We start from the raw sequence: 25,604 nt of genomic DNA, 5'->3' as shown, positions 1-25,604 counted from the left end.
CGTATTACCAATTTAAAACGTGGCAAGTAAAAAAACTGTCAAAACAGAGGGATTAAAAAGGGAATAGTTTCTAGAAATTACTTTTTTTTCACCTCAACCGCGTATAATAGCGAGCGTTATTTCTAATCACTGACTATGGAAAACCATGAGCAAAGTTTTTACTTTCCTGAAAGGGATGGCAATGGGCGCCGCCGATGTCGTACCTGGTGTATCAGGAGGCACAATCGCTTTTATCACTGGCATATATGACACGCTGCTTGAAAGTATCCGACGTGTAAACCCGAGCTTGATCGGCATTTGGCGTCAACAAGGAACCAAAGCAGCATTTGATCATATCAATGGGACTTTTCTCGTACTGCTCTTCTCAGGCATTCTAACCAGTATCTTTACCCTTGCCCGCGTGATCACCTGGATGCTGGAAACCCATCCAATTCCGCTATGGTCATTCTTTTTTGGCTTGATCATTATCTCTGTCATCCATATGTTCAAGCAGGTTGAAAGCTGGAAAGCGACCCGGGTTGTTGCGGTGATTGCAGGTGCTGCTTTCGCTTATGGCATCACGGTACTTCACCCATTAACGCTAGACCCAACATACATCAATATTTTATTCGCGGGTTCCATTGCGATTTGTGCCATGATTCTTCCTGGCATTTCAGGTAGTTTTATCCTGTTGCTACTGGGGATGTATGCCCCTGTACTGGCTGCAGCAAAGTCATTGGATATTATCACCCTTGCCCTATTTGCCTCAGGTTGCTTGATTGGGTTGCTGACTTTTTCCCATGTACTCTCTTGGGTACTTCGCAACTACCGCGACATGGCCCTTACCTTCCTAACAGGTTTGATGATTGGCACGCTTAGCAAAATCTGGCCTTGGAAAGAAACATTGACTTGGCGAACCAACTCAAGCGGTGAGCAAGTGCCGCTCATTGAGCAAAACTTATCACCATTCAGCTTCGAGCAAATCACAGGTCAGCCCGCGCTACTTGGGTATGCCGTTATCGCGATGGCTTTTGGTATTGTATTGGTTTGGGGACTGGAAAAGGTCGCTGATAAATAAGCATCGCTTTATTAACCCTTAAATGAAAAGAAGCCGCCAAACTGGTTAGTTTGGCGGCTTTTTCTTACCCGCTTTCTTTATAACCAAAAGCCATTGGGCAATTTAACTGGGTTATTTTGAAAATTAGTAGTACTGGAACATCTTCTGGACTTCTTTATAGTCCTGAGTCTGTGTAAGTGAAAGCATCAACAGGATACGTGCCTTTTGTGGGTTCAATGTACCTGAGGCAACAAAGCCGTACTTATCGTCATCAACTTCCGCATCAAGCGTGGTTGAACCTGTTGGCGTACGCGCACTACGTACCACCATCACCCCTTCTTCACTAGCTTTCGCCAGTTGATCAAAAACAGTGTGGAACATATTACCGTTACCTACGCCAGCACTCACGATGCCATCGTACTCTGCCTCAACAAACGCCTTAACGGGTAAGTCGGATGCATTGGCGTAGTTGTATACAATCCCTACCTTCGGCAACGCTTCTAGCTTAGAAATATCAAATACTGACTCACCGTTATGGTGGTGTGCATTGTCTTTCTGGTATTTTACATCGCTGTTATGGATGTAACCCACCGGGCCTACGTTCGGCGCTTGGAAGGTGTTCACCGCTGTCGTACTTGTCTTTGTGACATCTCTTGCACCAAACACAGTGTCGTTCATGGCAACAAGTACGCCTCGACCAGCTGAGTCTTCATCGGCCGCAGTAACAACCGCGTTATATAGGTTTACAGGGCCATCAGCACTCATTGCAGTTGACGGGCGCATTGCGCCAACAAGCACAACGGGCTTATCACTATTAACGGTTAGATCGAGGAAGTAAGCGGTTTCTTCCATGGTGTCGGTACCATGAGTGATGACCACACCATCAACATCATCTTTTGCTAGCAGCTCGTTTACACGCTTAGATAATGTCAACCAAACCTCATCATTCATATCTTGCGAGCCAATACTGACAACCTGCTCACCGCTTATGTCTGCAACCTTCGTCATTTGCGGTACAGCATGAATAAGAGAGTCCACCCCTACCTTACCAGCAGTGTAGTTTGAGTCCGTTGCCGATTGGCCAGAGCCAGCAATCGTGCCCCCTGTTGCAAGGATCTTAATATTCGGTAAGTCCGCAGCCATACTAAGACCACTAATAGACACCCCAGCTACAAACAAACCAATCGTAATAAGATTATTCTTCATTATCATCACCTAATAGTAATTTATATTGCATTTCAATGATCGTGAAGAAGTATCCTTGTTTTTAACTACCTCTTTCGTGGTATAGATCACTATTCAACACGTACAATATGTGACCTATTTAGCAATAATATGAAACGGAATCATAAATTTAACCAATAATGACGACAGAAAACGAAATCCCTAACATTTAATAACAGCATTAACAACGTGTTACATACGCAAATAGCATGAACTCCTACGTTACTCACAAAACGAAGGCTTAATCTAAAAGCCCAGCTAAGAGAATGATAAATTAGGGAAAAAGCGCTGAAGGATGTGACCATGCTCACTAAAAAGACTCACAAGGCTGCGGTAATGTTGATTACAACACTGCTCGCCACGAGTGTTTATCAGTTTTATAGTAGAAATGTAGCATCATCAATGTTGCCTTCTGTGGATTACTGCAACCTTAGTACCACCGCTTGCAATCAGGAAGGCGTGACAGTAACACTCAGTGAAGATGTGATCCGCCCGATGCAAGCATCAACCATCACTGTTGATTGGCCTGCTCTAAGTGAGAAGCAAGATACTTTGACGTTATCACTTGAAGGCAATGAAATGATGATGGGGATCTACAAGCTTAACCTCACCCGAATTAATCAAAGTAACCAGTTTACGGGGGAGTTAATGCTACCCTTTTGTACAAGTGATGAAATGACGTGGCAGGGACAAATTCAAACTACGCGTCCTGGCCCTGAAACACGACCAGTTAATATTTCAATAAGGATGATACAGTGAAATATCAATGGATAATTCTCGCCTTAGCGCTAATTGCCGGGCTTCTTACTAGCGTTATCGTTGATAACCGAGACCAAACTGCTACGGCCCCAGCTTATCCACTCAATATACTTGAAAGTGGAAAAGAAGCAGTAGACTTATATGACGAGGCAGACTCAAGACTCCGTGTTATTTATTTTGGCTATACCCATTGCCCAGATGTCTGTCCAACATCCCTTGCAGTACTCTCTGCTGCAATGAAGAAACTCGATGACCAGCAATTAAACCAACTTTGGCCAATCTTTATCACATTAGATCCCGATCGAGATACTGCTGAAAAGAGTGACCAATACGCTAAATATTTTCATAAAAATATTACAGGCATGACAGGTACCGCGGATCAAACTAAAGCATTAGCTGAAAAATATGGTGTGCTCTATATGCGTACAGATCTAGAAGACTCGGCATTAGAATACGCCGTTGATCACAGCTCTTACTTTTATTTTTTAAACCCTGAAGGTGAGCTGATTGATAAGGTGCAGCATACTTTGAACCCAAATATTTTGGTTGAGACCATCAATCGCTTACTCAATGATGAAAAGCCAGAAGCCACGTAATTACGCACCTTATTACTGTTTTTCTCATTCTTGAGAGCATATTTTTTAACAAAAATTGGTGTTTAAGCAGCAATTTGCGAGACATATGCCATACTAACTCTGCCGACTGATAAATTTAACACTCGGTCTGTAGTGGCAAACAAAGGAGAAGAAAGAAAAATGAACCGTTCATTATCTATCCTTACCGGTATTATTCTGAGTGCAACACTAATTGGTTGTTCAAGCTCAGACGAAGTTGATCAAATGCAGCAACTCACTAACAAAGTCGATATGCTCTCTGATCAGGTAGGTGCTCTACAAAGCCAGCAAGACCAAATGGCTGGCGCAGTTAACGATGCACGTGCTGCATCTGATGCTGCATACCAAGAAGCAATGCGCGCCAACCAGCGTATTGACAACATTGCTAGTTCATATAGCAAGTAAATAGAAAAAAGTGGCGCTCTATGCGCCACTCTTTTTTTATTGTCCAACTGTTTCCAAGAAACTATACCCTCGCCCACGCACCGTCTTAATATGCTGCTTTGACAAACCTGACTTCACCATCTTTCTTCGTATATTGCTAATATGCATGTCAAGGTTTCGGTCGAACGGACTAAGCTCCTTCTTCAGTACTTCTTTCTGTAATTCCGCTTTAGAAACAACAATTCCATTATGCGTAATTAAATATTCAAGTAACTCAGACTCAGTTCCTGTCAATGGTAAGCGTTGTAATTGCTCGGCAATAACAGATACCGCTTGGTTGGCACCTAAACGTTGCCTTTCTAATGCCACCCTTCTTAACATAGAGGTAATACGTGCTAATAACTCTTCAACTTTGAACGGCTTGGCGACATATTGATCAGCACCAGCCTGTAATCCATCAAGTAAAGACGCTTCGTCAGATAGAGCTGTCAGCATAAGAATAGGAGTGGCAAAGCGCTGGCATATTCGTCTCGCCACTTGCATGCCATCTAATTCAGGTAACATGACGTCAAGTAAAACAAGGTCTATTGCATTATCTTGTAAGTATTTCAAGCCAGACTCACCGCAGTGTTCACAGTGGGCGTCATAGCCCTCTTCAATCAAGACTTCTTCAAGTAACTCACAAAGCGTTACATCATCATCAATTACCAGGATCTTCGACACGTACCAACCTAAAGATAATATCCATTCTCAAACGTAAGCAATTATCAGTTCTTACCTTTTCTTAATCAAGCGAAATATCACTAACATTTGAGTCTTAAACAGTCACAAATACTTGTATTTATGCGAAATTGAACTAGGTCAACGGTGTTGAATTTACATCATTTTTCATTGCTAGAACTATTGACTTTGCCGTAGCCAGCATGGGAGTTAGCCCCGTAGCATTTCCCACAGGGTTACTCACAGCTTTTGTGGATAACGAAGTTATCCACAGCCCCTTGAGTAAATCAAAAGTGGTTAACTAACCACCAACTTAAATTTTAGCCATAATAAAACCTTTAAAAAACCCCAACAAAACAACAAAAAACAGCAAACACCTCTAAAAAACAAACCCAAGCAACCAAAAACAACAACAAAACTAGAGATACCATCATGCATACCCTTTACCGCACGTAACCTTTGTATATCAACACAAAAGCAACCGTTTGCACTGTGTGGTGGTTAGTCATCAATATCCACTCCTCGCCCATTAGTTACAAGCTTGTAGCAAGCGGCCTTATTTTGCTTTGTTTTAAACTTTTCCATGCTAATGAAATCGTTTTTATATAAATAAACATAACACCGAGCCGATCATGCAACCCTTTAAAAACAACAAGATAAATAAAGCAAGTTGAAAAATAGCAATAAAAGCAAAATACTTAATTGACACGAGCAAAAAATCAAATAGAATACGCGCCGTTTGCCCGGAAGTAGGTAAACATTTTTACTATTAAAATGATGTAGCTTGAGGTGTAAAAATGGCTGGTGATAATAACTACAGTCTTGGCGCGGTGCCGCAATCGGCACGTAAAGGTGTACTATCCCTAACAATGGTGATGTTGGGATTAACCTTCTTTTCCGCCAGTATGTGGACCGGTGGAACATTAGGAACGGGGCTTTCTTTCGATGACTTCTTCCTTGCTGTTCTCATTGGTAACCTCATCCTCGGTATCTACACTTCCTTCCTCGGATACATCGGCGCTTCTTCTGGTCTTTCTACTCATCTCCTAGCTCGTTTCTCTTTTGGCTCTAAAGGCTCTTGGCTTCCTTCTCTTCTTCTTGGCGGTACACAGGTCGGTTGGTTCGGCGTTGGTGTGGCGATGTTCGCAATCCCAGTACAGAAAGCCACGGGCATTGATACCAACATACTTATCATTGTTTCCGGCCTACTAATGACTGCCACGGTATACTTCGGTATCTCAGCGCTGATGGTACTATCTGCGATTGCCGTACCAGCAATTGCCCTGCTTGGTGGTTATTCTGTATTTGAAGCAGTTGGTAGCGTAGGTGGTGTTGAAGGACTTCGTGCAATTAGCCCTGAAAACCCAATCGAGTTTTCTACCGCCCTTGCACTTGTAGTCGGCTCATTCGTTTCAGCGGGTACACTAACAGCTGACTTCGTTCGCTTTGGCAAAAAGCCAATGGGTGCCGTTGCAGTTACAATGATTGCTTTCTTCATCGGTAACTCGCTGATGTTCATCTTTGGTGCAGCCGGTGCAGCTGCAACTGGTCAATCAGACATCTCAGAAGTGATGATTGCGCAAGGCCTACTAATTCCAGCTATTATCGTACTTGGCCTAAATATTTGGACAACCAACGATAACGCGCTTTATGCATCTGGTCTTGGCTTCTCGAACGTAACAGGTCTATCGAGTAAATACCTATCGATGGCAAACGGCTTAATTGGTACATTGTGTGCGCTTTGGCTGTACAATAACTTTGTTGGCTGGTTAACCTTCCTATCGGCTGCAATTCCACCAATTGGCGGTATCATCATTGCAGACTTCTTGAAAAACCGTCATCGTTACAAAGATTTTGCCAACGCAGAATTTAAGACAGTTAACTGGGCTGCCATTATTGGTGTAGCCATCGGTGTAGCGGCGGGTCACTTCCTACCTGGCGTAGTGCCTGTAAATGCGGTACTAGGTGGTGCTATCAGCTACCTTATCCTTAACCCATTGCTAAACGGCTCGACCAAAACATCGGCTTCTATTGCATAAGGATTCTTTAAGATGCAAACCTCAAACACGCTGATTCAAAATGTTACCCTACGCGGCAAGGGTGGCCTGCACCAAATCCTTATTGAGGACGGTCAATTCAAAACTATCGCGAGCATGGATGAATCGCTTGTTCATAACGCAACTGTGATTGATGGCGAAGGTGGCATGGCGGTGCCTCCTTTCTGCGAGCCGCACATTCACCTAGACACAACACAAACAGCTGGCGAACCGAACTGGAATATCTCAGGCACGCTGTTTGAAGGTATTGAGCGCTGGGCTGAGCGTAAGTCGATGCTGTCGATTGAAGACGTAAAAGCACGTGCGAAGCAAACACTAAAATGGCAGATTGCCAATGGTGTACAGCATGTTCGTACCCATGTTGACGTTTCGGATCCTACGCTAATTGCACTGAAAGCCATGCTTGAAGTGAAAGAAGAGATGAAACAGTGGGTAGACATTCAGATTGTTGCCTTTCCTCAAGAAGGTATTCTGTCTTACCCTAATGGTAAAGAACTGCTAGAAGAAGCAGTTAAACTAGGTGCTGATGTCATCGGTGCGATCCCTCACTTCGAATTCACTCGTGAATACGGTGTTGAGTCGCTTCATTATGTGTTTGAGCTTGCTCGCAAGTACGACCGTTTAATCGATGTACACTGTGACGAAATCGACGATGAGCAATCTCGTTTTGTCGAAACCCTTGCCGCTCTAGCGCATAAATTCGAAATGGGTGACAAGGTAACGGCTAGCCATACTACAGCTATGCACTCATACAACGGCGCTTACGCTTCACGCTTGTTCCGTTTATTGAAGATGTCAGGTATTAGCTTTGTGGCTAACCCACTAGTGAATATCCACCTTCAGGGTCGCTTTGACGACTACCCTAAGCGCCGAGGTGTAACTCGCGTTAAAGAAATGCTGGCATCAGACATCAACGTTTGTTTCGGTCACGACGACGTATTCGACCCTTGGTACCCACTAGGCACGGCTAACATGATGCAAGTGCTACATATGGGCTTACATGTTTGCCAAGTGATGGGTTATGACCAAATCAATAATTCACTGGATTTGATCAGCACGAATTCAGCGCACACACTGAACATTCAAGATCACTATGGCATCGAAGTAGGCAAACCAGGTAACTTGCTGGTGCTACCGGCTGAAAATGGTTTTGATGCGGTTCGTCGCCAAGTACCAGTTCGCTACTCTGTACGTCAAGGTAACGTGATCGCTGAAACACAACCAGCGACAACAAAGATTGAATTGGATAACGGTAAAGAAGAAGTGACTTTCCGCCGATAAATCACTTATTCATCAGACAAAATAAAAGGGAAGCTTGCTTCCCTTTTTCTTTTTTAGCCAGTGTGACCATAAATTAGCTGATGTTGTGTCTTCGGCGTCGTAAGTACGCTACCAATAACAATGGTAACGCTGCAAGCCATGAAACAGCCCCACCTCCCCCCGAAGACATATTGCAATTTGTATGGCTAACACCATCAACCCCTGCACTGCATTTATCTTCTTTTGCTTCCTGCTCTAAAGCTCGCTCGATAAAATCGGGATTAGTAATTGGCTGTTGAGGAATGCTAATGCTTGTCGACTCAATCCAGTCAAAATAAGTACCTACACGGGTATAAAAGCCTGGCCGTGAGATAGAACCGCAAACCGGTATACCCATTGGGCTTCCACTCACAATACCTATTTGTCGCCATACACCGCTGGCATCCTCGGCACGAAGTGGCCCACCACTATCCCCTTTACATGAATCGGGACCATAGCCCAACGAGTTCCCTTCTGAATCAGGCTCAACGTCAGGTGGCAGCGCACAAATCTTTGTACGATTAAATGGGCTATCAAGAATGTAATACTGCTGCATGCCTGATTCTAATCGCTCAAAGCAATCGGCTGTTGGTAAGAATGATAACCCCGCCTCCATCAGTTCATCTGAACCACCTGTACCGCTTGGGTTGGTCGACCCCCACCCCGATACTTTCGTATTCGTCGGGCGATTAACCTCTGACCATTCGCCGTTTAACCTTTCTTCAATATCACTAGCAACTTGATCGCTCGCCAGCGCTATTGGTGTGATGTTCGAGTCAAAAAAACTCCTGCCAACACGTAAAAGCGCTAAGTCACTGTCTAAAGCGGTACTGATGACTTCTTCAACCGTGCCAGAGTCACTGAATTTAACAACAGGATCTGGGATGTAGTCTGGGTGGACAACAACATGCGTGACGGCATAGAGAGTACTCGGGTCTTCGACTGTACTCTCAGTTGAGCCTACCATCACATTGAGTGTGCTTGGTGGTAACACCGAGTAACTGTCACCATCAATCATATGAACTACACAATGGGCGGCGGTTAGCACCCAGTGCTCACTAATGACACTGCCACCACAGAGGTGTGCAGTATTCTGAGGAGTATAACGGACAGAGGCCATCCAAGATTGATTATCAGAGGGTGATACAGGATTACCACCGACAACATAGCCGACGACATCAGCAGCCTGAACCGAAGGCATTGCTAATGCACTGCCAAGCACAAAAGCCAAAGCGATCTTTTTCATTGTAACTAATTCCATTTAGTTAAATTTTTAATAGGCAATAATGTACCAATATTATGGGAACAAATACTGGTTTCTCAAACATAGTGGGACTGAACAACGATTTTTAAATGCAAAAGGTTTTATTTGCAGCGCTTGTCAAATAGACCAAATTACCTATACGCTCACAAGAAAGGCAAAAAACAGATCAAACTGTTTTTTGCCAAGTATCTGTGCTTGAGCTAGCAGAGAAAACTAGTCGCTAGAGTGGTACGAAATTTAGTTTTATTACTTTCCTATAATCCAATGGATGAACAACTGACATCCTCTTTAATATCAAAGTCTGTGTAGGTATCACCAAGTAATTCAGCAGCAAGTTTTGGATAAAAGCCATTCTTATAGGCATCATCAACATCACCCATATCGATGGTGTATAGCTTCAGACCGATATTTTCGATTTCATCAGGCACACATACGCTGTCACCCCCATCATCGAAACAGACATCGCCCGTTGTATCGATTACCCCGCAACTCGTATCATCAAAATCAATACCTAATGAATTTAGTTTGCTATCCAGCGCAGACTCAGTGCCTGACGGGAAATCATCAGGTAAGGTAATACCATAATCATTTTCCAGGTCTTCTACACTTCTGTAGCCGTCGACACTCTCGACCTCTGCACTAACAACAGCAAATACTTCAGCTTTACCTGTTAGCGTGTTCTTTACATCATCTTCGTCACACCCAAATAATGCTAATGCACTCAGTAAAACAATTGCTTTTTTCATGACAATCCTTGTTTGTAATATTTTATTAAGCAGTATTATTTTAGCCTGAAAGCAACACAATACCCACACAAAAACACCAAGCAATTAACACGCAAAGTATCACTCGCATAAAATTTATCCGCAAGCTGCTTAATTCATGTGATCTTAAGCAGGATTTCTTTCCTTCTACTCATTTGCTGTCATAATATTAAACAGAACAATTACCTGTATGGTAAACCCCATTACATATCTACGGATCCCTTATGAGTATTGAAAATATCGTTAAACAGCGTGCTGGCGAAAAATGTGAACTTTGTTCATCTACAGATAACCTAAGTGTCTATGAAGTACCCGCTTCACCAGATACGACTGCTGGAAGCTGTGTAATGGTTTGTGGTACTTGCCGTACAGAAATTGAAGACGCAGAGAACCTAGATCAAAACCACTGGCGTTGTTTGAATGACAGCATGTGGAGCCAAGAGCCTGCTGTACAGGTAATGGCTTACCGCCTACTGAAGCGCCTTTCGTCAGAAACTTGGGCTCAAGATCTGCTAGACATGATGTACATGGAAGAAGACAAGATCGAATGGGCTGAAAAAGGTATCGCGCTTGCAGAACTGGATGCAATCAAAACGGTTGATGTGAATGGCACGCCGCTGCAAGCAGGTGACAACGTCACAATTATTAAAGATCTACCAGTAAAAGGCTCTAACCTTGTGATTAAGCAAGGCACAGCAGTACGCGGCATTCGTCTAACTGACAACCCGCTACACGTGACAGGTAAAGCTGCTGGTACAAACATGGTGATCATTGCCGCTTACTGTAAAAAGATGTAATTAATTCAGTTAGATATAATCAAGCTGAATGATTGCACTTAACGTTTTATACTGACAAATGGGTGGTACTGATGTGCCGCCCATTTTTTATCCAAATTGTTGCTAAATACTCTACATGAGTAACAGTTTGGTTAATCTCATTTGCCCATCCTTTCCAAACATGGTTAAAATGGCGCAAATACCAATTGGTATAAATATCAATTAATGATTCGTTAGTCGGGGAGCTTAGGCTGAGACCACTTTGTGGGACCCGTTGAACCTGATCCATTTAACAATGGCGTAGGGAACTAGCATCTGTGTCTCTCCTTTCTCTGACATCAGAGAGCCTTTTGACACCGGCTACCCTTCGCTTACATATTTAGGGGTAGTTATGGGCAACGCAACACCATCAAAAACACCAATCACCTTAACCATTGCTGGTTCAGACAGCGGTGGCGGCGCAGGTATTCAAGCAGACATTAAAGCAATTTCAGCAACAGGTGGTTACGCTTGTTCTGTGATTACTGCACTAACCGCACAAAACACCCAAGGCGTAACTGGCATTCTAGGTATCGACCCAGCTTTTGTTGAGCAGCAACTGGATGCTGTATTTACAGATTTGGACGTTAAGTCAGTGAAAATTGGTATGCTTAGCGACTCAACCATTATTCGAGCAGTAGCAAGCAAGCTTCGCCAATACCAACCGAAACACCTTGTTATTGACCCTGTCATGGTGGCAACCAGTGGTGACCTGCTATTGGAGCAAGACGCCATCACAACGTTGAAAACAGAACTGCTACCGCTTGCTGATGTTATCACCCCTAACCTGCCTGAAGCTGCAGCGCTACTCGGTACAGCGTTACCTGAAAGTGAGCAAGCAATGAGCGATATGATTAACGGCCTTCGCCAAATCGGGGCGAAGTCGACACTGCTAAAAGGTGGTCATCTTGAAAAAGACGAAAACAGTACGGATTTACTGATCCTGGCTGATGACGTAATTCGCATGAGCACGCCGCGTATTAACACACGCAACACTCACGGTACAGGCTGTACGCTTTCCGCTGCGACGGCTTCTTTCCTAGCACAAGAATACCCATTGGTAGACGCAGTTAAGCACGCTAAATCTTACATCACGAACGCGATTAGCCATGCCGATGATCTGGAAATTGGCGCTGGCCACGGTCCTGTTCACCACTTCTTTGCTGGCCACTTCAAGCCAGAGTAAATCGAGTAGCGAAAAACGATGCCTGAATTAGTTGATCACACTACAGGACTCGCTAGCAACGTCGGTGTTGCCTTAAATAGGGCAACACTGCGTTATAACGATGCTACCGAGCCATTATTTTCGAACCTGAGCTTAACGCTGCCTGCTGGTGAATGGACTTGCCTGCTTGGTAAGAGTGGCTGTGGTAAAACGACCCTACTACGCCACCTTGCTGGATTGCTGGGCGATAAAGTTGAATGGCAAGGTGAGTTAACCACCTCTGACGATAGCCCATTATTCGGTAACGTTGCGTATATGGCGCAGCAAGACTTGCTGCTACCTTGGCTAAACGTACTGGATAACGTTTGTTTAAGTTCACGGTTTGGTGCCAAGCAAGTTTCCGATCATGCTCGTGCGATAAAACTTCTGGAGGCCGTTGGGCTAAACGGCTATGAAAAAGCCACCCCAGACCAACTATCGGGCGGTATGCGCCAACGTGTCGCGCTTGCACGCACACTGATGCAAGACAAACCATTAGTGTTAATGGACGAGCCCTTCTCGGCGCTTGATGCCGTCACTCGTCATAAGCTACAAAGCCTTTCCGCCAAATTGCTAAAAGGCCGCACAGTACTGCTTATCACCCATGATCCGCAAGAAGCACTCCGCCTTGGCCACCATATTCACATCATGTCTGGTAGCCCGGCATCGTTACTACCTTTAGGTGTACCCAATTCGGCGCCACCTCGTCAATTTACGGCGGAGTTGGCCACCCACCAACAAGCGATTATCGAACAACTGGAGCGTGACTATGTCTAATACTCCACTAGCAAATCAAGCTGTGCAAAGTGAATCCGCGCTTCAATCGCCTTTATTAGCACAGCAGCAGCACCAACAAAATGCAGGCGGGACAAAAAGCAGCCAATGGCAGCAAAACCTAATACGAATTGTTGTCAGCATCGTCGTGATTTTTGGCCTTTGGCATGCCGCAGTCATTGTTTTCGAATTGCCGCCTTTTATTCTACCAGGCCCTGTAGCGGTATTAACCAAGTTGGTCGAGCGGTTTGATGTCTTGTGGGCACACACCATTGTCACAGGTACTGAAGTCATCTTCGGTTTATTGCTCGGCTTATTTATGGGGCTATTCTTTGCCCTGCAAATGCTGTTATTTGCCCCGCTTCGCCGTTGGTTGCTACCGATTTTGATCACAAGCCAAGCAATACCGGTATTTGCCATCGCACCGTTATTAATGCTGTGGCTAGGCTATGGCATGGCGTCAAAAATCGTCATGGCAGCCCTGATTATTTTCTTCCCTGTTACCACCTGCAGCTATGACGGCTTGCGTAACACGCCAAATGGCTACCTTGATCTTGCCAAGACCATGGGGGCTACCCGTTGGCAACAGCTTTGGCGTATACGTCTACCCGCTGCCCTGCCCGCGCTGGCCTCAGGTATCCGCGTTGCTGTGGTTGTTGCTCCAATCGGTGCTGTAGTTGGTGAATGGGTTGGCTCAAGCGAAGGACTTGGCTACTTAATGCTACAAGCCAATGCCCGTATGTTTGTTGATGAAATGTTTGCTGCCTTGTTTATCTTGGCCTTCTTTTCCATCAGCTTGTACTTCACCGCTGACGTATTACTTAGAAAAGCCATCCCTTGGCAAGATAAATAACTAACTCCATACAGCTCAAATAGAATAAAACATCAAAAGGAATAGTGAATGAAAACCCCAATACTTCAAATCGTTACTGCGCTCGGCTTAACTGTTGCCTCATTCAGCGCCGCAGCAGAAAAGGTAACCTTGATGCTAGATTGGTTCGTTAACCCGAACCATGGCCCAATCATCATTGCTCAAGAAAAAGGACTTTTTGCAGATCAAGGGCTTGAGGTTGAAATTCAAGAACCTGCCGATCCGAGCGTACCAGATAAACTGGTTGCTGCGGGGAAAATTGATATGGCGGTTTCTTACCAAAGCACATTGATTTCAAGCACGGCAGCTAAACTACCGCTTGTTCGCTCGGCTACTTTGATTGCGGGCCCGTTGAACGCGCTAACTGTACTGAACAAATCGGGTATCAAGAGCCTGAAAGATCTTGAAGGCAAGAACATCGGTGTTGCAATCGGCGGTAACGAAGATGCTACTGTCGGTACAATGCTTCGTTCAGAAGGCGTTTCGATGGATAGCGTAAAAATCATCAACGTTGGCTGGGCACTTTCATCTTCATTAGCATCAGGCAAAGTCGACGCCATTTGGGGTGGTCTACGCAACTTCGAGCTTAACCAGCTTGAAATCGAAGGTTATGAAGCCACAGCTTTCTTCCCTGAAGAGCACGGTGTTCCTCCCTATGATGAGCTCATTTTTGTTGCTAACAAAAACAGCCACGACATCGACATGATCAACAAATTCAATACCGCTATCGAAAAGGCAACGGTATACATGATTAACCACCCAGAAAAAGCGTGGAAAGAGTTTGTTGCTTATGCGCCAGATACACTAAACAACGAATTAAACCGCAAGGCTTGGGAAGACACCCTAACCCGCTTTGCCCTACGCCCAGCAGCTGTTGACCTAAAACGTTACGACGAGTATGCCGTATTCATGAAAGAGCACGGTATTATCAACAGCTTGCCTTCAGCAAAAGACTACGTCTTAACATTCTAATATTGGGATATAGCCACTATGAACCATCAAGATCTAATTGCATACTGCCAGCAAGACTGGGAAGAATACACAGAGCACGATTTCGTGAACCAGCTAGCGACGGGCGATCTCAATAAGTACGCATTCTTCCATTACCTAAAGCAGGATTACCTATTCCTTAAGCATTACGCGCGTGCTTATGCACTCGCTATTTTCAAATCATCAACCCTAGCTGAAATGCGCGAACCGCTACCAGGTTTAAGCGCCCTACTAGAGTCAGAGATGAATCACCACATCGAATACTGCCAAACTTGGGGCCTGAGTGCCGACGAGATGGAAGCAGAGCCTGAAGACTTTGGTACTGTATGCTATACCCGCTATGTGTTAGACACGGGTTCAGCTGGTGATCGTACCGACCTATTCACGGCACTAGCGCCTTGTGCAATCGGCTATGCGGTCGTGGGTCAGCGCCTTGAAAAATGGGCTGAGACTAAGCTAGAAGGCAACCCATACCGTAGCTGGGTTGAACTATACGCGGGTGAAGAATACCAGTCAGGCGTTGAAGAAACCATCCGCCGTTTAGACGACATGCTTGAAGAAATCCCGCTAGAAAGCAAGCGTGGTCAACGTCTATGTGAAATTTTCAAAACAGCGACTCGTATGGAAGTTGCCTTTTGGGAACAGGGCATGCAGGCAGCGCAATAATCGCTGATTAGTAACACAACAGTTGCGCCTATACCTAACAAAAGCCCCGCTGATTTAAGTCAGCGGGGCTTTTTTATGAATGTATTGGATCTTTAATTAACCAGCTTGGTAAGACCCTAAATCAAATGCTCATTAAATCCATGATGAACCAATTGCTCAAAGGCTTGCCAAACGTCTTGGGGAATATCTTGTTCTATAGAAAATCCACGAGCAGGGTAAGCATCAATCCGCTGAAGGTCGCCCAACATCACGTTAATCACATCACTATAAGTAATTTGATCGTTTGGGTAATCATCAAAGCTAATTTGCGGCGAGGTCACAATGGCTTGCTTTCCTGGCCACTGCTTCATGAAGGTAGCGTACGTACGGCGCTCCATGAAAGGTTTTTGCACCAAAATGAAGGTATCGGGGTTTAATCCTTTCTGCTCTAATAGCGCACGGGTAAATTCAACATTTTGGCCGGTATTGGTCGAATGAGGTTCAACCAAAATAGCGGTTTCTGGTACACCCAGATCGATGGCGATATTGGCAAAGGCTTCAGCCTCCGAACCACTAAACAGGTTTTGGGTTAGCTCGCCTACCCCACCAGAAAAAACAATAAATGGCGCATAGCCTTGTAGATACAATTGGGCAGCACGCTCTGCGACACGGGTATCGTTACTGCAAAGGACAAATATACAATCACTTTTCTCTAACGAGTGATCCAAGTGATGGTAATCCCAAACCTTTAAAGCCAGCGTATGTATCAACGAAGCCATGCATCATCCTTATTGCTAAAAATTAGTACAAATTAACGTAGCCACCAATCAGGTGTAATGGTGCAGCTTTGCTCACCACAATTCAGCCAACCTTGCTCACCTTCAATGGTTAACTGTAATTGCATGGTACGCTCTACCATTGCTTCAAGTTCTGCCAAGGTTTGATCATTAAAGAATACAACCGAAATATTGCCATACTGAGACACTTTGGCTTTATTTTGCTGCCACCAAACCGGCGCAGCATTATCGCCATAAGCAACAATAATGACTTTCTCAGATTTGTGCGCGGCTTTTTTAATGCGCTTCTCATCAGGAAGGCCTAGATCAATCCATAGCTCAACATCATCGGTCAGGCTCTTAATCCATAAAGCGGGCTCTTCTGTCTCACACAGGCCTTTAGTGAACTGAAGGTCTTCATTGGCATTAAAGCCCCAGGTAATTAGGCGCAGCATTAAGCGCTGCAATGTCTCTGAAGGATGACAAGCTAGTGTGTGTGACTGATCAATGTAAACGTGGCGATCAAGATCAGCGACGTTAAATTGCGCTTTATATATCGTGGCTTTAAGTGCCATAGTGAGTGTTCCTAACCAATTATCCCAATAGGGGATGTTTCAATGACTCGCAGTGTAGTCTGAACCCAATATTTGTTCAATTTCTATTTATTTTTCAAAGCAGTAAACTGCATTCCTTGTTTAAATTATCAACAGATAATTTTTATTCTAAAAGAGACAGCACAGCGAATTTGCCTGCTACAATTTTCTCTTTTTGTGCTTTGGGAAGGCGCTTTATTCGGTATTCCAACTGCATGGCAGTACGCTTACAGCCTACTTGCTCAAACCATGCTAGCAACAGTGGCCCCTTGCCTTTTAAGTACTTGGCACCTTTATTCGTGCCTTGGTGCTCTTTAAATCGACGTTCAACGTCGGTGGTAACACCACAATAGAGCTGGTTAGCTGCCGTTCTAATTAAATAGACCGACCAATTAGTGACAACTTTCAGCTTTTCTTCGGTTTGCTCAAGCGCTTGGTCTTGCCCTTCAGCTTGGCTATGCTTTGAATCTTTCATCATTTTTGCTTGAGAAAAAGCCCAGCGAAAGTGCTGGGCTTATATATTTTATACATTTACTTATAAAGACTATTGCCAACCTATTAGGAAGTCAGTGACTCCAACATGGCTTTGAGCTCCGCCACTTCCTGTTTAAGCTCCGCAAATTCCGTTTCCAATGCATCAATGCGCGCTGAAGTTGGGGAACTTGGTGCCGCAGAAGCCGTTACTGCGGCCGCGGCTTTTAAAGCCTCAATATCCACTTCACCACTAAATAGGTGCATATAACGACAATCGCGTTTGCCCGGCTCCTTAGGCAATTTTACAATATATGGCCCCTTAGGATGTTCTGCCAGGCCGTCAAGCACCGCTTCAACTTCTTTGACGTCGCCAAAGCTACACAAACGGTTAGTACGGGTACGGATTTCACCCGCAGACTGGGGACCACGGAGTAGCATGACACACAGTGCCGCCTTTTCTTGGGCCGTGAACTGGAAAGTGCTGAACTCAGTATTACAGAAGCGGTGCTGATACTTTGCAACACGGCTACCGAAGCCAGCAGTGACTTCCTGAACAAAGCGCTTGGCTTTTAAAGATTCAATCGTGTCTTGTACCGTCGCCTCATCCAGCGACATAACCGGCTCACGGTTTGTTTTCTGGTTACATGCGGTGGTTAGCGCATTTAACGTCAATGGGTATTGATCGGGTGTGGTTACCTCTTTTTCCAGTAGACAACCAATAACTCTCGCTTCTGTGTCTGAAAAGCAAATATCCATGATCTTCCCTCACCCTTTTTCTAAATCATTGTTGAATAAAGTCTACTTTCTTTATACCAATCTGGATTAGTAATTGATCTAAGTATTACGCAGGAAAAATCGTTGTTATCAAGGCAGAGATTGCAGTGACTAGTGGTTCTAATGACAAAATCTCTAACGCAGAGAACAGCGATTTTAACCAGTAAGACTGAACAAGTACTTATGTAGATTGGTATTATTCATAAACAGTGGCTAAAAATGCCTACAGGCAGATTAGCACGCCTTTCTGTAACAACAAGAGTAAAAAAAATCATTTGGCTGTAAAACAACCAAATGATTGATGAGATAAAGTTTTTTGTTGGTGGGTTCAAATTATTGGTTATTCACCACCGAGAATACGTTAGGTAAATTCTGCAGCTACAAAACGGTTGCGACCTTGCTCTTTGGCCTTATACAGAACCTTATCGACGATTTCGTACATATTCTCTTTGGTTTCAAGCCCGGTTGGCACCCAAGACACCATCCCTTGACTCACCGTTACGATATCCGATGTGGTCGACTTTGAATGTGGGATCTCAAGTTGTTGGATACTCGCCTTTAACCGCTCGCACTCTCTGACTGCTTTCGTTTTGTCACAGTTACTAATCAAGATGACAAATTCCTCACCGCCATATCGCGCCGCGACTTCACCAGCTCGGCTAAAGTTCTTTTTCAGTTCACCCGCAACGGCTTGCAAACAGCGATCCCCCTCAAGGTGACCATAATGATCGTTGTAAGGTTTGAAGTGGTCAACATCAATCATGATCATGGTAAGCGAAAAGTTATTTCGGCCGTGCCATGAAATAAACTCTTCAAGTTTCTGATCAAGGTAACGGCGATTTGCCAATTTCGTCAAACCATCCTCATTGACCTGTTTCGATAGCAAGTCATTGGCTTCTTCCAGTTTCTCACTGGCTTGCTTTAGCTGGTGACGCATATGAGCAATACGTTGCATTGCTTTTAATTTGGAAGCCAACACGATTTTATTGACCGGTTTGACTAGGTAATCATCCCCGCCCATATCAATCGCTTTAGCAATCATTTCGGGCTCATCATGACCACTGAGGAAAATGATAGGTACCCATTCAGGGTGCTTAATTCTAAGCTGTTCTGCAACTTCAGTTCCGCTCATGTCAGGCATGCTTACATCCAGCAATACCAGATCAGGGTCGAAAAGCGGATATTTCTCTATCGCATCCATACCTGAACCAACAGCCTCAACGACATGCCCTAATCTTTGCAGGCGCATCGCCAACTGCATACGTTCAAGATGGACATCATCAACCAATAAGATCCGCATTGCTTCCATGTAAGTATCCCGTTGATATCAAAAATATTCCCTCAATAATTTATAGCACAGCAAATGGATTAACCTAAATCTGATATCTGCCGTGTTGCCATTCTTAGCCGCTAACGTGATTTCGTTAGCAAAAATTTGTCCCCACTTCACAATTCGTTACTCTGATATATGCCTATTATTTGTATAGTTGACTGAGTTGAGGATAAATTCTAAACAGATAAAAGCTCAACTCGCTTTACTCAAATAGGGTGAGAGTTGACTTTTTACCACAGGGCTTTAGGATTCCCCTCCTTAAACTATTAATGCTGTAGGAATTAGCGATGTCTGATATCGAAAACAAAGAAGAGCAAATCATTGAAGAAGTAAAATTCACACTAGACGATTGCTCACCAGAGCTACGTCAAGTAGTTGAATTTGAAGAAGTGCCAGAAGAGCTTCTAGACATGCTGATCAACGTTTACAAAGCATCTGAGCCAACTTCTCGCGAAGCATGGGATCAACTACCTGCAAGTGCACAAAATGTGCTTGATAACTTCGAACAGTTCCACGCGCTTGTTGCACTAAGCCAGAGCTACTCAGGTGTCGACTTCCTAGGCGAAATGCAAGAGACGCAAAAGCCAGCTGACATGACTGATGACGAGTTTACTGAATACAAAGCAGTAACACTTGACAAGGTGCTACACAACTGTGTGAAAGACATGTGTAAGCAGCTTAAGAAAGCTCGCCGTAACCCGCCAATGAAGCGTGAGTTCATGGAAATCTTCAAAAAGTAATCTATTCAGAATTACTGATATAGGGAGGATTGACCTCCCTATTTTTTTATTCAGACCCTACCCTATATTTCACATATCCCTTTTAAAAGTAATGATTTTATTTGTCATTATTCATGATAAAATCTATCTAAATGATAAACATGTGTTATTGATCGTTTCTTATACCAGTAAGCAAAACCATTCAGCCATAAGGTCAATAGGTTGAATATATAAATATCATTGGGTAAGAACGATTTTGAGGTGTCGATGTCTGGTAAGCATAAATATAAATTTATTAATGGTGTATTTTTCATACCATCACTTGGTGTGATCCAATCGGAAACGACGACTCAAAAACTCAACCTTTCTGAGCAATATATTCTTCAATTTCTTATTGATAATGCGAACCGCCCTGTCACTAAAAGTGAATTACTTAAGGCGGGTTGGCCTGAACGCGTAGTATCTGAAGCATCTTTGTTTCAAACAATCCGAAGCCTGCGTGTCAAATTACAAGAAAACAGCAAAGGTGAAATTGTCGAAACCTTGCCGCGTGTAGGTTACCAAATCACCCGCTTCAGCCAAGAAGTTTATGTCGACAAGCAACCGATTGAATTCACCAAAATCACCCGTGCTTACCTACCCTATATCATGGTGAGCTTACTTGGGGTGATCATGGTTGCGCTTGCCAGTCTCTATTGGGTGTATGGCTACAAATACCCGACACAAGACGAATACCTAACACGTACATTAACACTGGGGACTACCGATATCACCATCATTGGTTTAAGCAATGCCGGTGTTGATGATCTCGAATCCAAGCTCCAGAAAATTTATACCCAGCATGAAAAACAAGGCACTGTTGCTAATCTAACTAATATCATGCTTTACGCTTACAAAGGTGAACAGCATTATTCTGTCTCATGGTGTCGACGCGATGAAGCTAATTATTGCCAGCCATATACCGATCAATCTTATCTGATCGCATTCAATGACTGGGATAAGTTTGAACACCAAACCTTAACGAACCTAAACATTATTCGTAAAGACCCAATTATCCAAACGGATATGGCTCGGGATCCTACGGCCGAAGTGTTTCTGAAGTTTGTTGATGAATCTGGTATTGATTCGCAAGTTGTTTATCACTACATGTCAAAGAACAAAGACGGCAAACTTAACCATTCGTATCTCACATTTATTGCTGAAAAAGACACCGAGTATCACCATGCACTATCCATCGGCTCGGCAGTCATTACGCAAGCAGTCAACAATTCACCTTTCATGGCGGTCGGGGAGCTGAAACCTGGCATGTACCACTGGGCATATCAAGATAACGACTTGATCACTGAAAATGAGTCTACCGCCTTGATGGTTGAGAAGCAGGTGAAAGACAGGTTTGAGTCAAAGACAATTTCCTACACTTACTTGTTATACCACCAACCTTACCTTGATCTGGTGCTCAATGACGAAGTTGGCCTTTATTGGGCCCATAACAGTGACCAAGCCGCTACAACGTTCAATTACGAAGATTACTAATCTACACATTCGCCCAAAACACCATGAGCCATGCTAATGCATGGCTCACTTGTTTCTAATGGTTTGCAAAATCATTCAGAAACACAGTGATAAATTCATTAAACAAATAAAAAAACACAGACACATTTTGCAATATAATCATAGAATAACGGCATTCTACAGAAGACCATAATTACAATGATTAACTTACAAAACAGCAAACGAACACTCTTGGTGGCGATCACCCTCTTTTTTTCAGGCTGTGCCGTCTACGCAGGTTTGAATTTCGATCAACTTTATGGGGAAGCATCTCCAAAACAGCGGATACTTCCACCAGCTGCTCCTCTGGCGAATAACTACCTCACCGACGTAAAGCCAGTCATTGAAAACCGATGTGTTGTCTGCCACGCCTGTTATGATGCGCCTTGCCAGTTGAAGATGTCATCAGCAGAAGGTATCGATCGAGGTTCGAATAAAGAAAAGGTGTACCATGGCACTCGTCTACTTGCCGCCAATACCACCCGAATGTTTATTGATGCGCAAACTACCGCTGAATGGCGTGAGAAAGGCTTTACCCCAGTATTAAACGAACGAGAGCAATCAGCCGAAGCTAACACCCAAGCAGGTGTGATGGCAAGGATGCTACAACTAAAACAAGCACACCCACTCCCTACCCAAGCAGTACTTGAAGACAGCCAATGGGATTTTTCCCTAGACCGAGATCAACAGTGCCCCACCATTGAGGAAATGGCCAGTTATGAGCAAAGCTATCCACAATGGGGAATGCCCTATGGCCTGCCACAAATTAGCGATACTGAAAATCAAATATTGATGGACTGGTTAGCCGCTGGCTCACCAATGGCATCAGTGCCAGCCCCTAGCGAAGCCACCATGGCGAAAGTCGCTCAATGGGAAGCCTTCTTCAACGGCACCAGCCTAAAGCAACAACTAGTCAGCCGTTATATCTACGAACACCTTTTTGTCTCACACCTCTATTTTGATGATGAAGCCAACCCTACCTTCTTTAAATTAGTACGCTCGCGTACTGCCCCCGGCCAGCCAATTGACCTTATTGCAACCAGAAGGCCATTTGATGATCCTCATGCTGACAGAGTCTACTATCGCTTTCAGCAAGTAAGAGAGACCATTGTTGATAAAACACACATGCCCTATGCGCTCAACAATACCAAGCTTGAACGTTATAAAGCGCTTTTCATCGAACCAACTTACACAGTCTCTGCTCTACCCGGGTATGAGCCTAAACTAGCGGCTAACCCATTAATGGCATTTAGCCAGTTGCCGGTAAACAGCCGTTATCGCTTCATGCTTGATAATGCCCAAAACACCATTATGGGCTTCATTAAAGGCCCGGTTTGCCGTGGGCAATTAGCGCTAAATGTGATTAATGATCGCTTCTGGGTTTTCTTCGTTGATCCCGCGATGTCGGATACCCCAAGCGTGAATGAGTTTTATGCCTCACAAGCACATAACCTGCGCTTGCCAGCAGAAAAAGAGAGTAACACACTGCCGATCTCAAACTGGGTGTCTTATGCCAAGCAGCAAGGTCGGTTCCTACGTGCTAAAAATGAATTCCTCTCAGAGGCATTTAAAAATGGCGAACATCTAACGACTGAGCTTATTTGGGAAGGTGATGGCCATAACCCGAATGCAACACTCACCGTTTTCCGCCATTTTGATAGTGCAACCGTAACCAAAGGGCTGGTTGGCGACCACCCAAAAACAGCATGGGTACTTGATTACTCTTTGCTAGAGCGTATCCACTACCTCCTCGTTGCAGGCTTTGATGTTTATGGTAATTTTGGCCACCAGTTAGTGACACGCATGTACATGGACTTCTTACGTATGGAAGGTGAATCTAACTTCCTGTCACTACTCCCAGCCGATGTTCGACGCAAAGAGTTGGCAGACTGGTATCAAGGGGCCAACCAGCACCTAAGTGACTTTATCAAAGGCGATATCAACCAATTTGATCAACCATCAGGCGTTGAGTACAAAACAACGAATCCAAAGGGTGAATTACTGTTTATGCTAGAACAGAAGCTTGAATCGGTTAACTCAACTCGCTACGCCTTTAAGGATGCCTCATTGCAACCACAATCAATTAAAGCGCTTGAGTCGATTGACTCGGTTACTGGCAAGCCAGCCAACCTCTTACCAGAGCTGACTTTCATTATGGTTGAGCCGACAGACACTAAAGCACCCGCCCAGATGTTCACGCTTATACAAAACAGCGCCCATAAGAATATTTCCAGCCTGTTTAATGAAGAATCTAATCGCCTTTACGAGCTTGATGATGTCACTCTGGTCAAAGGGATCCTTGGCAGCTATCCAGGCGCGTTTTGGCATGTAAAAGAGTCTCAACTACCAATGCTGGCCATCCAACTCAGTTATGTCGATTCAGAGCAGGCCTATAGAGAGCTGCTAGATAAATACGCCGTGCGCAGAACCGCACCGGATTTCTGGGCGTTCAGCGACAAATTAAACCAGCTATACCGAGATGCGTATCCAGTTGAAGCTGGCCTACTCGATTATAACCGCCTGCAAAACCGCTAACACTTTACATTGCCATAGCAAGCTAAGATAAAAGCCCCTGTGACATTTTGTCACAGGGGCTTTTGTAAATATTTGAAAATGTTAGCCCTACCTTGTAGCGTGTTTGTACACACCCTGTAAAATACCCTTATCAAGTTTATAGGTTTATTAACGTCGTTGTCAGGGAGTGAATATGCAAACGTCTGTTCAGCCGATTCCCGTTTGGGACAGTTTTATTCGTGGCTACCATTGGCTTCAAGCACTTTCGATTGCTGGCCTGTGGTATACAGGTACAGAAGGATTAATGGATTGGCACTTTAGCATTGCCTACTTTCTTCTCGCGCTGTTACTCACCCGTTTTGTCTGGGGTGTGGTTGGTAGCGACACAGCCAAATTTACGCACTTTGTACGTTCACCCCGTACCACTTTGAAGTACTTGGCGAGTATGCATTCAAAGGACAAACCATCGCATGTCGGCCATAATCCGGCTGGCGCCTACATGGTAGTTGCCTTTATGTTGCTTATTGCAACCCAGTTAACCACTGGGCTATTTGCAACCGATGACATCATTTCAGAAGGGCCGTTTGCCATGTATGTCAGCGGCGCTACTAGCAGCCTGATGACAGAAATCCACGCCATTAATTTCAACATCATGCTAGGTGCAATTGGCCTTCATTTATTTGCCATCGTGGTTTACTTGCTTAAAAAAGAAAACCTGATTCTACCAATGTTGCATGGTAAGAAATCACTGGATGAAAATGACAAACCTAAGCTAACAAACAGCCTGATAGCTTGGGGAGTATTCATCATTATTGGTACAGTGATTTACCAACAGTTTGCCAAAGATATAGTTGTCTACCTGTTCTAATCCTTCATTTCGTTGCATCAACTAAAAAGCCCAATGTGTTTATTTATCACATTGGGCTTTGTTTCAAATAACGGTAACGCTGGTTTAGCGGTACTTGTAATCGCTATGGCAAGATTTACAGTTCTTCGCTGCTTCACCAAACGCACGCTTAGTGGCTCGCTCATCACCGTCCATTGACACTTTTGCCAAGTTAGCCATGTCGCCTTGGAACTTGTTTAGTTTCGCTGTAAAGCCGTCCCAGTCAGACCAAATTTCTGGTTTTGCTTTAGTATCACCCTTATCAGTACCTTCAACGGCAAACGCCTCTTCCGGCATTAGTGATAATTGAGAAATAAACTGCGCACGCTGGCTAAATTGCTGTTGATCCCAATCTTTACGACCCTTAACCATTTCAGCCATGTCGCCAAAGTTGGTGGCGATCATCGAGAAAGCTGACTGGCGGTATTCAATTGCATCTGTTGGCTTTTCAAAAGGGCTGGCCGAAATACTGGTTGCTGTTAAAACAAGCCCCGCAATAACTAACTTTTTCATTTGCTCACTTCCTTATTATTGTTTGTACCCAAGTAATATCAATGCCGAAAA

26 protein-coding genes and 1 riboswitch are annotated in these 25,604 nt (G+C 44.2%); of the genes, 16 read left to right on the top strand and 10 right to left on the bottom strand.

Features of this window, described 5'->3' with window-relative positions; genetic code table 11:
- Window positions 1–145 precede the first annotated feature (145 nt).
- Entirely contained in the window at window positions 146–1,057 is a 912-nt protein-coding gene (locus C9I98_RS10950; protein ID WP_036818311.1) for a polyprenyl-phosphate transporter, read from the top strand.
- Window positions 1,058–1,180: 123 nt separating this feature from the next.
- On the opposite strand, the gene ansB is transcribed toward C9I98_RS10950, so the two are convergent.
- Window positions 1,181–2,242: an L-asparaginase 2 gene (gene ansB, locus C9I98_RS10945; RefSeq protein ID WP_107271960.1), complete on the bottom strand. Its 1,062-nt coding sequence runs from the start codon at window positions 2,240–2,242 to the stop codon at window positions 1,181–1,183.
- A 321-nt stretch (window positions 2,243–2,563) separates the two neighbouring features.
- Here ansB and C9I98_RS10940 point away from each other — a divergent pair, with 321 nt between their 5' ends.
- The 3 genes from C9I98_RS10940 (at window position 2,564) to C9I98_RS10930 (ending at window position 4,038) form a co-directional block, all read left to right on the top strand.
- A complete protein-coding gene (locus tag C9I98_RS10940) occupies window positions 2,564–3,019 on the top strand; it encodes a hypothetical protein (RefSeq protein ID WP_036821107.1) in 456 nt (151 codons plus the stop codon).
- Window positions 3,016–3,615, top strand: coding sequence for an SCO family protein (locus C9I98_RS10935; RefSeq protein WP_036821104.1), 600 nt, complete (start codon window positions 3,016–3,018; stop codon window positions 3,613–3,615). The genes C9I98_RS10940 and C9I98_RS10935 overlap by 4 nt, the downstream gene beginning before the upstream one ends.
- Before the next feature lie 159 nt (window positions 3,616–3,774).
- Window positions 3,775–4,038 (top strand): Lpp/OprI family alanine-zipper lipoprotein, encoded by a 264-nt coding sequence (locus C9I98_RS10930; protein WP_036821101.1) that lies wholly within the window; start codon window positions 3,775–3,777, stop codon window positions 4,036–4,038.
- 36 nt (window positions 4,039–4,074) lie between these two features.
- Here C9I98_RS10930 and C9I98_RS10925 read toward each other — a convergent pair whose 3' ends face one another.
- Window positions 4,075–4,740, bottom strand: a complete 666-nt coding sequence (locus C9I98_RS10925; protein WP_036821098.1) for a response regulator transcription factor — start codon at window positions 4,738–4,740, stop codon at window positions 4,075–4,077.
- Between the two features lie 794 nt (window positions 4,741–5,534).
- On the opposite strand from C9I98_RS10925, the gene codB reads away from it, so the two are divergent.
- Entirely contained in the window at window positions 5,535–6,776 is a 1,242-nt protein-coding gene (codB, locus tag C9I98_RS10920; protein ID WP_036821095.1) for a cytosine permease, read from the top strand.
- 12 nt (window positions 6,777–6,788) lie between these two features.
- Window positions 6,789–8,075 carry a cytosine deaminase gene (locus tag C9I98_RS10915; RefSeq protein ID WP_036821092.1) on the top strand — a complete coding sequence of 429 codons (1,287 nt, stop codon included), beginning with the start codon at window positions 6,789–6,791 and terminating at the stop codon, window positions 8,073–8,075.
- Between the two features lie 73 nt (window positions 8,076–8,148).
- Here the strand turns inward: C9I98_RS10915 and C9I98_RS10910 are convergent, their stop codons facing one another.
- Both C9I98_RS10910 and C9I98_RS10905 read right to left on the bottom strand, forming a co-directional pair.
- Window positions 8,149–9,339, bottom strand: a complete 1,191-nt coding sequence (locus tag C9I98_RS10910) for a S1 family serine peptidase (protein WP_158262678.1) — start codon at window positions 9,337–9,339, stop codon at window positions 8,149–8,151.
- Between the two features lie 272 nt (window positions 9,340–9,611).
- Complete coding sequence (locus C9I98_RS10905) at window positions 9,612–10,103, bottom strand: hypothetical protein (RefSeq protein WP_036831130.1); 492 nt, start codon at window positions 10,101–10,103, stop codon at window positions 9,612–9,614.
- A 242-nt stretch (window positions 10,104–10,345) separates the two neighbouring features.
- On the opposite strand from C9I98_RS10905, the gene C9I98_RS26830 reads away from it, so the two are divergent.
- The 6 genes from C9I98_RS26830 (at window position 10,346) to tenA (ending at window position 15,441) form a co-directional block, all read left to right on the top strand.
- On the top strand, window positions 10,346–10,918 hold the full coding sequence (locus tag C9I98_RS26830) for a PhnA domain-containing protein (RefSeq protein ID WP_036831132.1): 573 nt from the start codon (window positions 10,346–10,348) through the stop codon (window positions 10,916–10,918).
- 207 nt (window positions 10,919–11,125) lie between these two features.
- Window positions 11,126–11,221, top strand: a riboswitch (TPP riboswitch).
- 67 nt (window positions 11,222–11,288) lie between these two features.
- Entirely contained in the window at window positions 11,289–12,122 is an 834-nt protein-coding gene (gene thiD, locus C9I98_RS10895; RefSeq protein WP_036831134.1) for a bifunctional hydroxymethylpyrimidine kinase/phosphomethylpyrimidine kinase, read from the top strand.
- A gap of 18 nt (window positions 12,123–12,140) precedes the next feature.
- Complete coding sequence (locus C9I98_RS10890; protein WP_036831136.1) at window positions 12,141–12,917, top strand: ABC transporter ATP-binding protein; 777 nt, start codon at window positions 12,141–12,143, stop codon at window positions 12,915–12,917.
- A complete protein-coding gene (locus C9I98_RS10885; protein WP_036831138.1) occupies window positions 12,910–13,767 on the top strand; it encodes an ABC transporter permease in 858 nt (285 codons plus the stop codon). Before C9I98_RS10890 ends, C9I98_RS10885 begins: the two co-directional genes overlap by 8 nt.
- Before the next feature lie 48 nt (window positions 13,768–13,815).
- Window positions 13,816–14,757 (top strand): ABC transporter substrate-binding protein, encoded by a 942-nt coding sequence (locus tag C9I98_RS10880; protein ID WP_036831140.1) that lies wholly within the window; start codon window positions 13,816–13,818, stop codon window positions 14,755–14,757.
- A gap of 18 nt (window positions 14,758–14,775) precedes the next feature.
- A complete protein-coding gene (gene tenA, locus C9I98_RS10875) occupies window positions 14,776–15,441 on the top strand; it encodes a thiaminase II (RefSeq protein WP_036831141.1) in 666 nt (221 codons plus the stop codon).
- Window positions 15,442–15,557: 116 nt separating this feature from the next.
- Here the strand turns inward: tenA and C9I98_RS10870 are convergent, their stop codons facing one another.
- The 5 genes from C9I98_RS10870 to C9I98_RS10850 all read right to left on the bottom strand — a co-directional run bounded on the left by C9I98_RS10870 (window position 15,558) and on the right by C9I98_RS10850 (window position 19,337).
- Entirely contained in the window at window positions 15,558–16,199 is a 642-nt protein-coding gene (locus tag C9I98_RS10870) for a YdcF family protein (protein WP_036831142.1), read from the bottom strand.
- Between the two features lie 32 nt (window positions 16,200–16,231).
- Window positions 16,232–16,771 (bottom strand): YaeQ family protein, encoded by a 540-nt coding sequence (locus C9I98_RS10865; RefSeq protein WP_036831144.1) that lies wholly within the window; start codon window positions 16,769–16,771, stop codon window positions 16,232–16,234.
- A 142-nt stretch (window positions 16,772–16,913) separates the two neighbouring features.
- Window positions 16,914–17,264 (bottom strand): GIY-YIG nuclease family protein, encoded by a 351-nt coding sequence (locus C9I98_RS10860; RefSeq protein ID WP_051902649.1) that lies wholly within the window; start codon window positions 17,262–17,264, stop codon window positions 16,914–16,916.
- A gap of 83 nt (window positions 17,265–17,347) precedes the next feature.
- On the bottom strand, window positions 17,348–18,019 hold the full coding sequence (locus C9I98_RS10855; protein ID WP_107271958.1) for a YceH family protein: 672 nt from the start codon (window positions 18,017–18,019) through the stop codon (window positions 17,348–17,350).
- 379 nt (window positions 18,020–18,398) lie between these two features.
- Complete coding sequence (locus C9I98_RS10850) at window positions 18,399–19,337, bottom strand: GGDEF domain-containing response regulator (protein ID WP_173424700.1); 939 nt, start codon at window positions 19,335–19,337, stop codon at window positions 18,399–18,401.
- A gap of 320 nt (window positions 19,338–19,657) precedes the next feature.
- On the opposite strand from C9I98_RS10850, the gene C9I98_RS10845 reads away from it, so the two are divergent.
- The 4 genes from C9I98_RS10845 (at window position 19,658) to C9I98_RS10830 (ending at window position 25,022) form a co-directional block, all read left to right on the top strand.
- Window positions 19,658–20,110 (top strand): DUF3069 domain-containing protein, encoded by a 453-nt coding sequence (locus C9I98_RS10845; RefSeq protein WP_107271957.1) that lies wholly within the window; start codon window positions 19,658–19,660, stop codon window positions 20,108–20,110.
- A gap of 246 nt (window positions 20,111–20,356) precedes the next feature.
- Window positions 20,357–21,622, top strand: a complete 1,266-nt coding sequence (locus C9I98_RS10840; protein ID WP_107271956.1) for a winged helix-turn-helix domain-containing protein — start codon at window positions 20,357–20,359, stop codon at window positions 21,620–21,622.
- 177 nt (window positions 21,623–21,799) lie between these two features.
- Complete coding sequence (locus C9I98_RS10835) at window positions 21,800–24,175, top strand: fatty acid cis/trans isomerase (protein ID WP_107271955.1); 2,376 nt, start codon at window positions 21,800–21,802, stop codon at window positions 24,173–24,175.
- Window positions 24,176–24,347: 172 nt separating this feature from the next.
- On the top strand, window positions 24,348–25,022 hold the full coding sequence (locus C9I98_RS10830; RefSeq protein ID WP_245907134.1) for a cytochrome b/b6 domain-containing protein: 675 nt from the start codon (window positions 24,348–24,350) through the stop codon (window positions 25,020–25,022).
- 84 nt (window positions 25,023–25,106) lie between these two features.
- Here C9I98_RS10830 and C9I98_RS10825 read toward each other — a convergent pair whose 3' ends face one another.
- Window positions 25,107–25,553 (bottom strand): c-type cytochrome, encoded by a 447-nt coding sequence (locus C9I98_RS10825; RefSeq protein ID WP_036828455.1) that lies wholly within the window; start codon window positions 25,551–25,553, stop codon window positions 25,107–25,109.
- Window positions 25,554–25,604 lie beyond the last annotated feature (51 nt).

Source organism: Photobacterium sanctipauli, assembly GCF_003026495.1.
Taxonomy (GTDB): Bacteria; Pseudomonadota; Gammaproteobacteria; order Enterobacterales; family Vibrionaceae; genus Photobacterium; species Photobacterium sanctipauli.
Note: the sequence above shows the minus strand (reverse complement) of the source record. Positions and strands in the feature narration are given on the sequence as shown.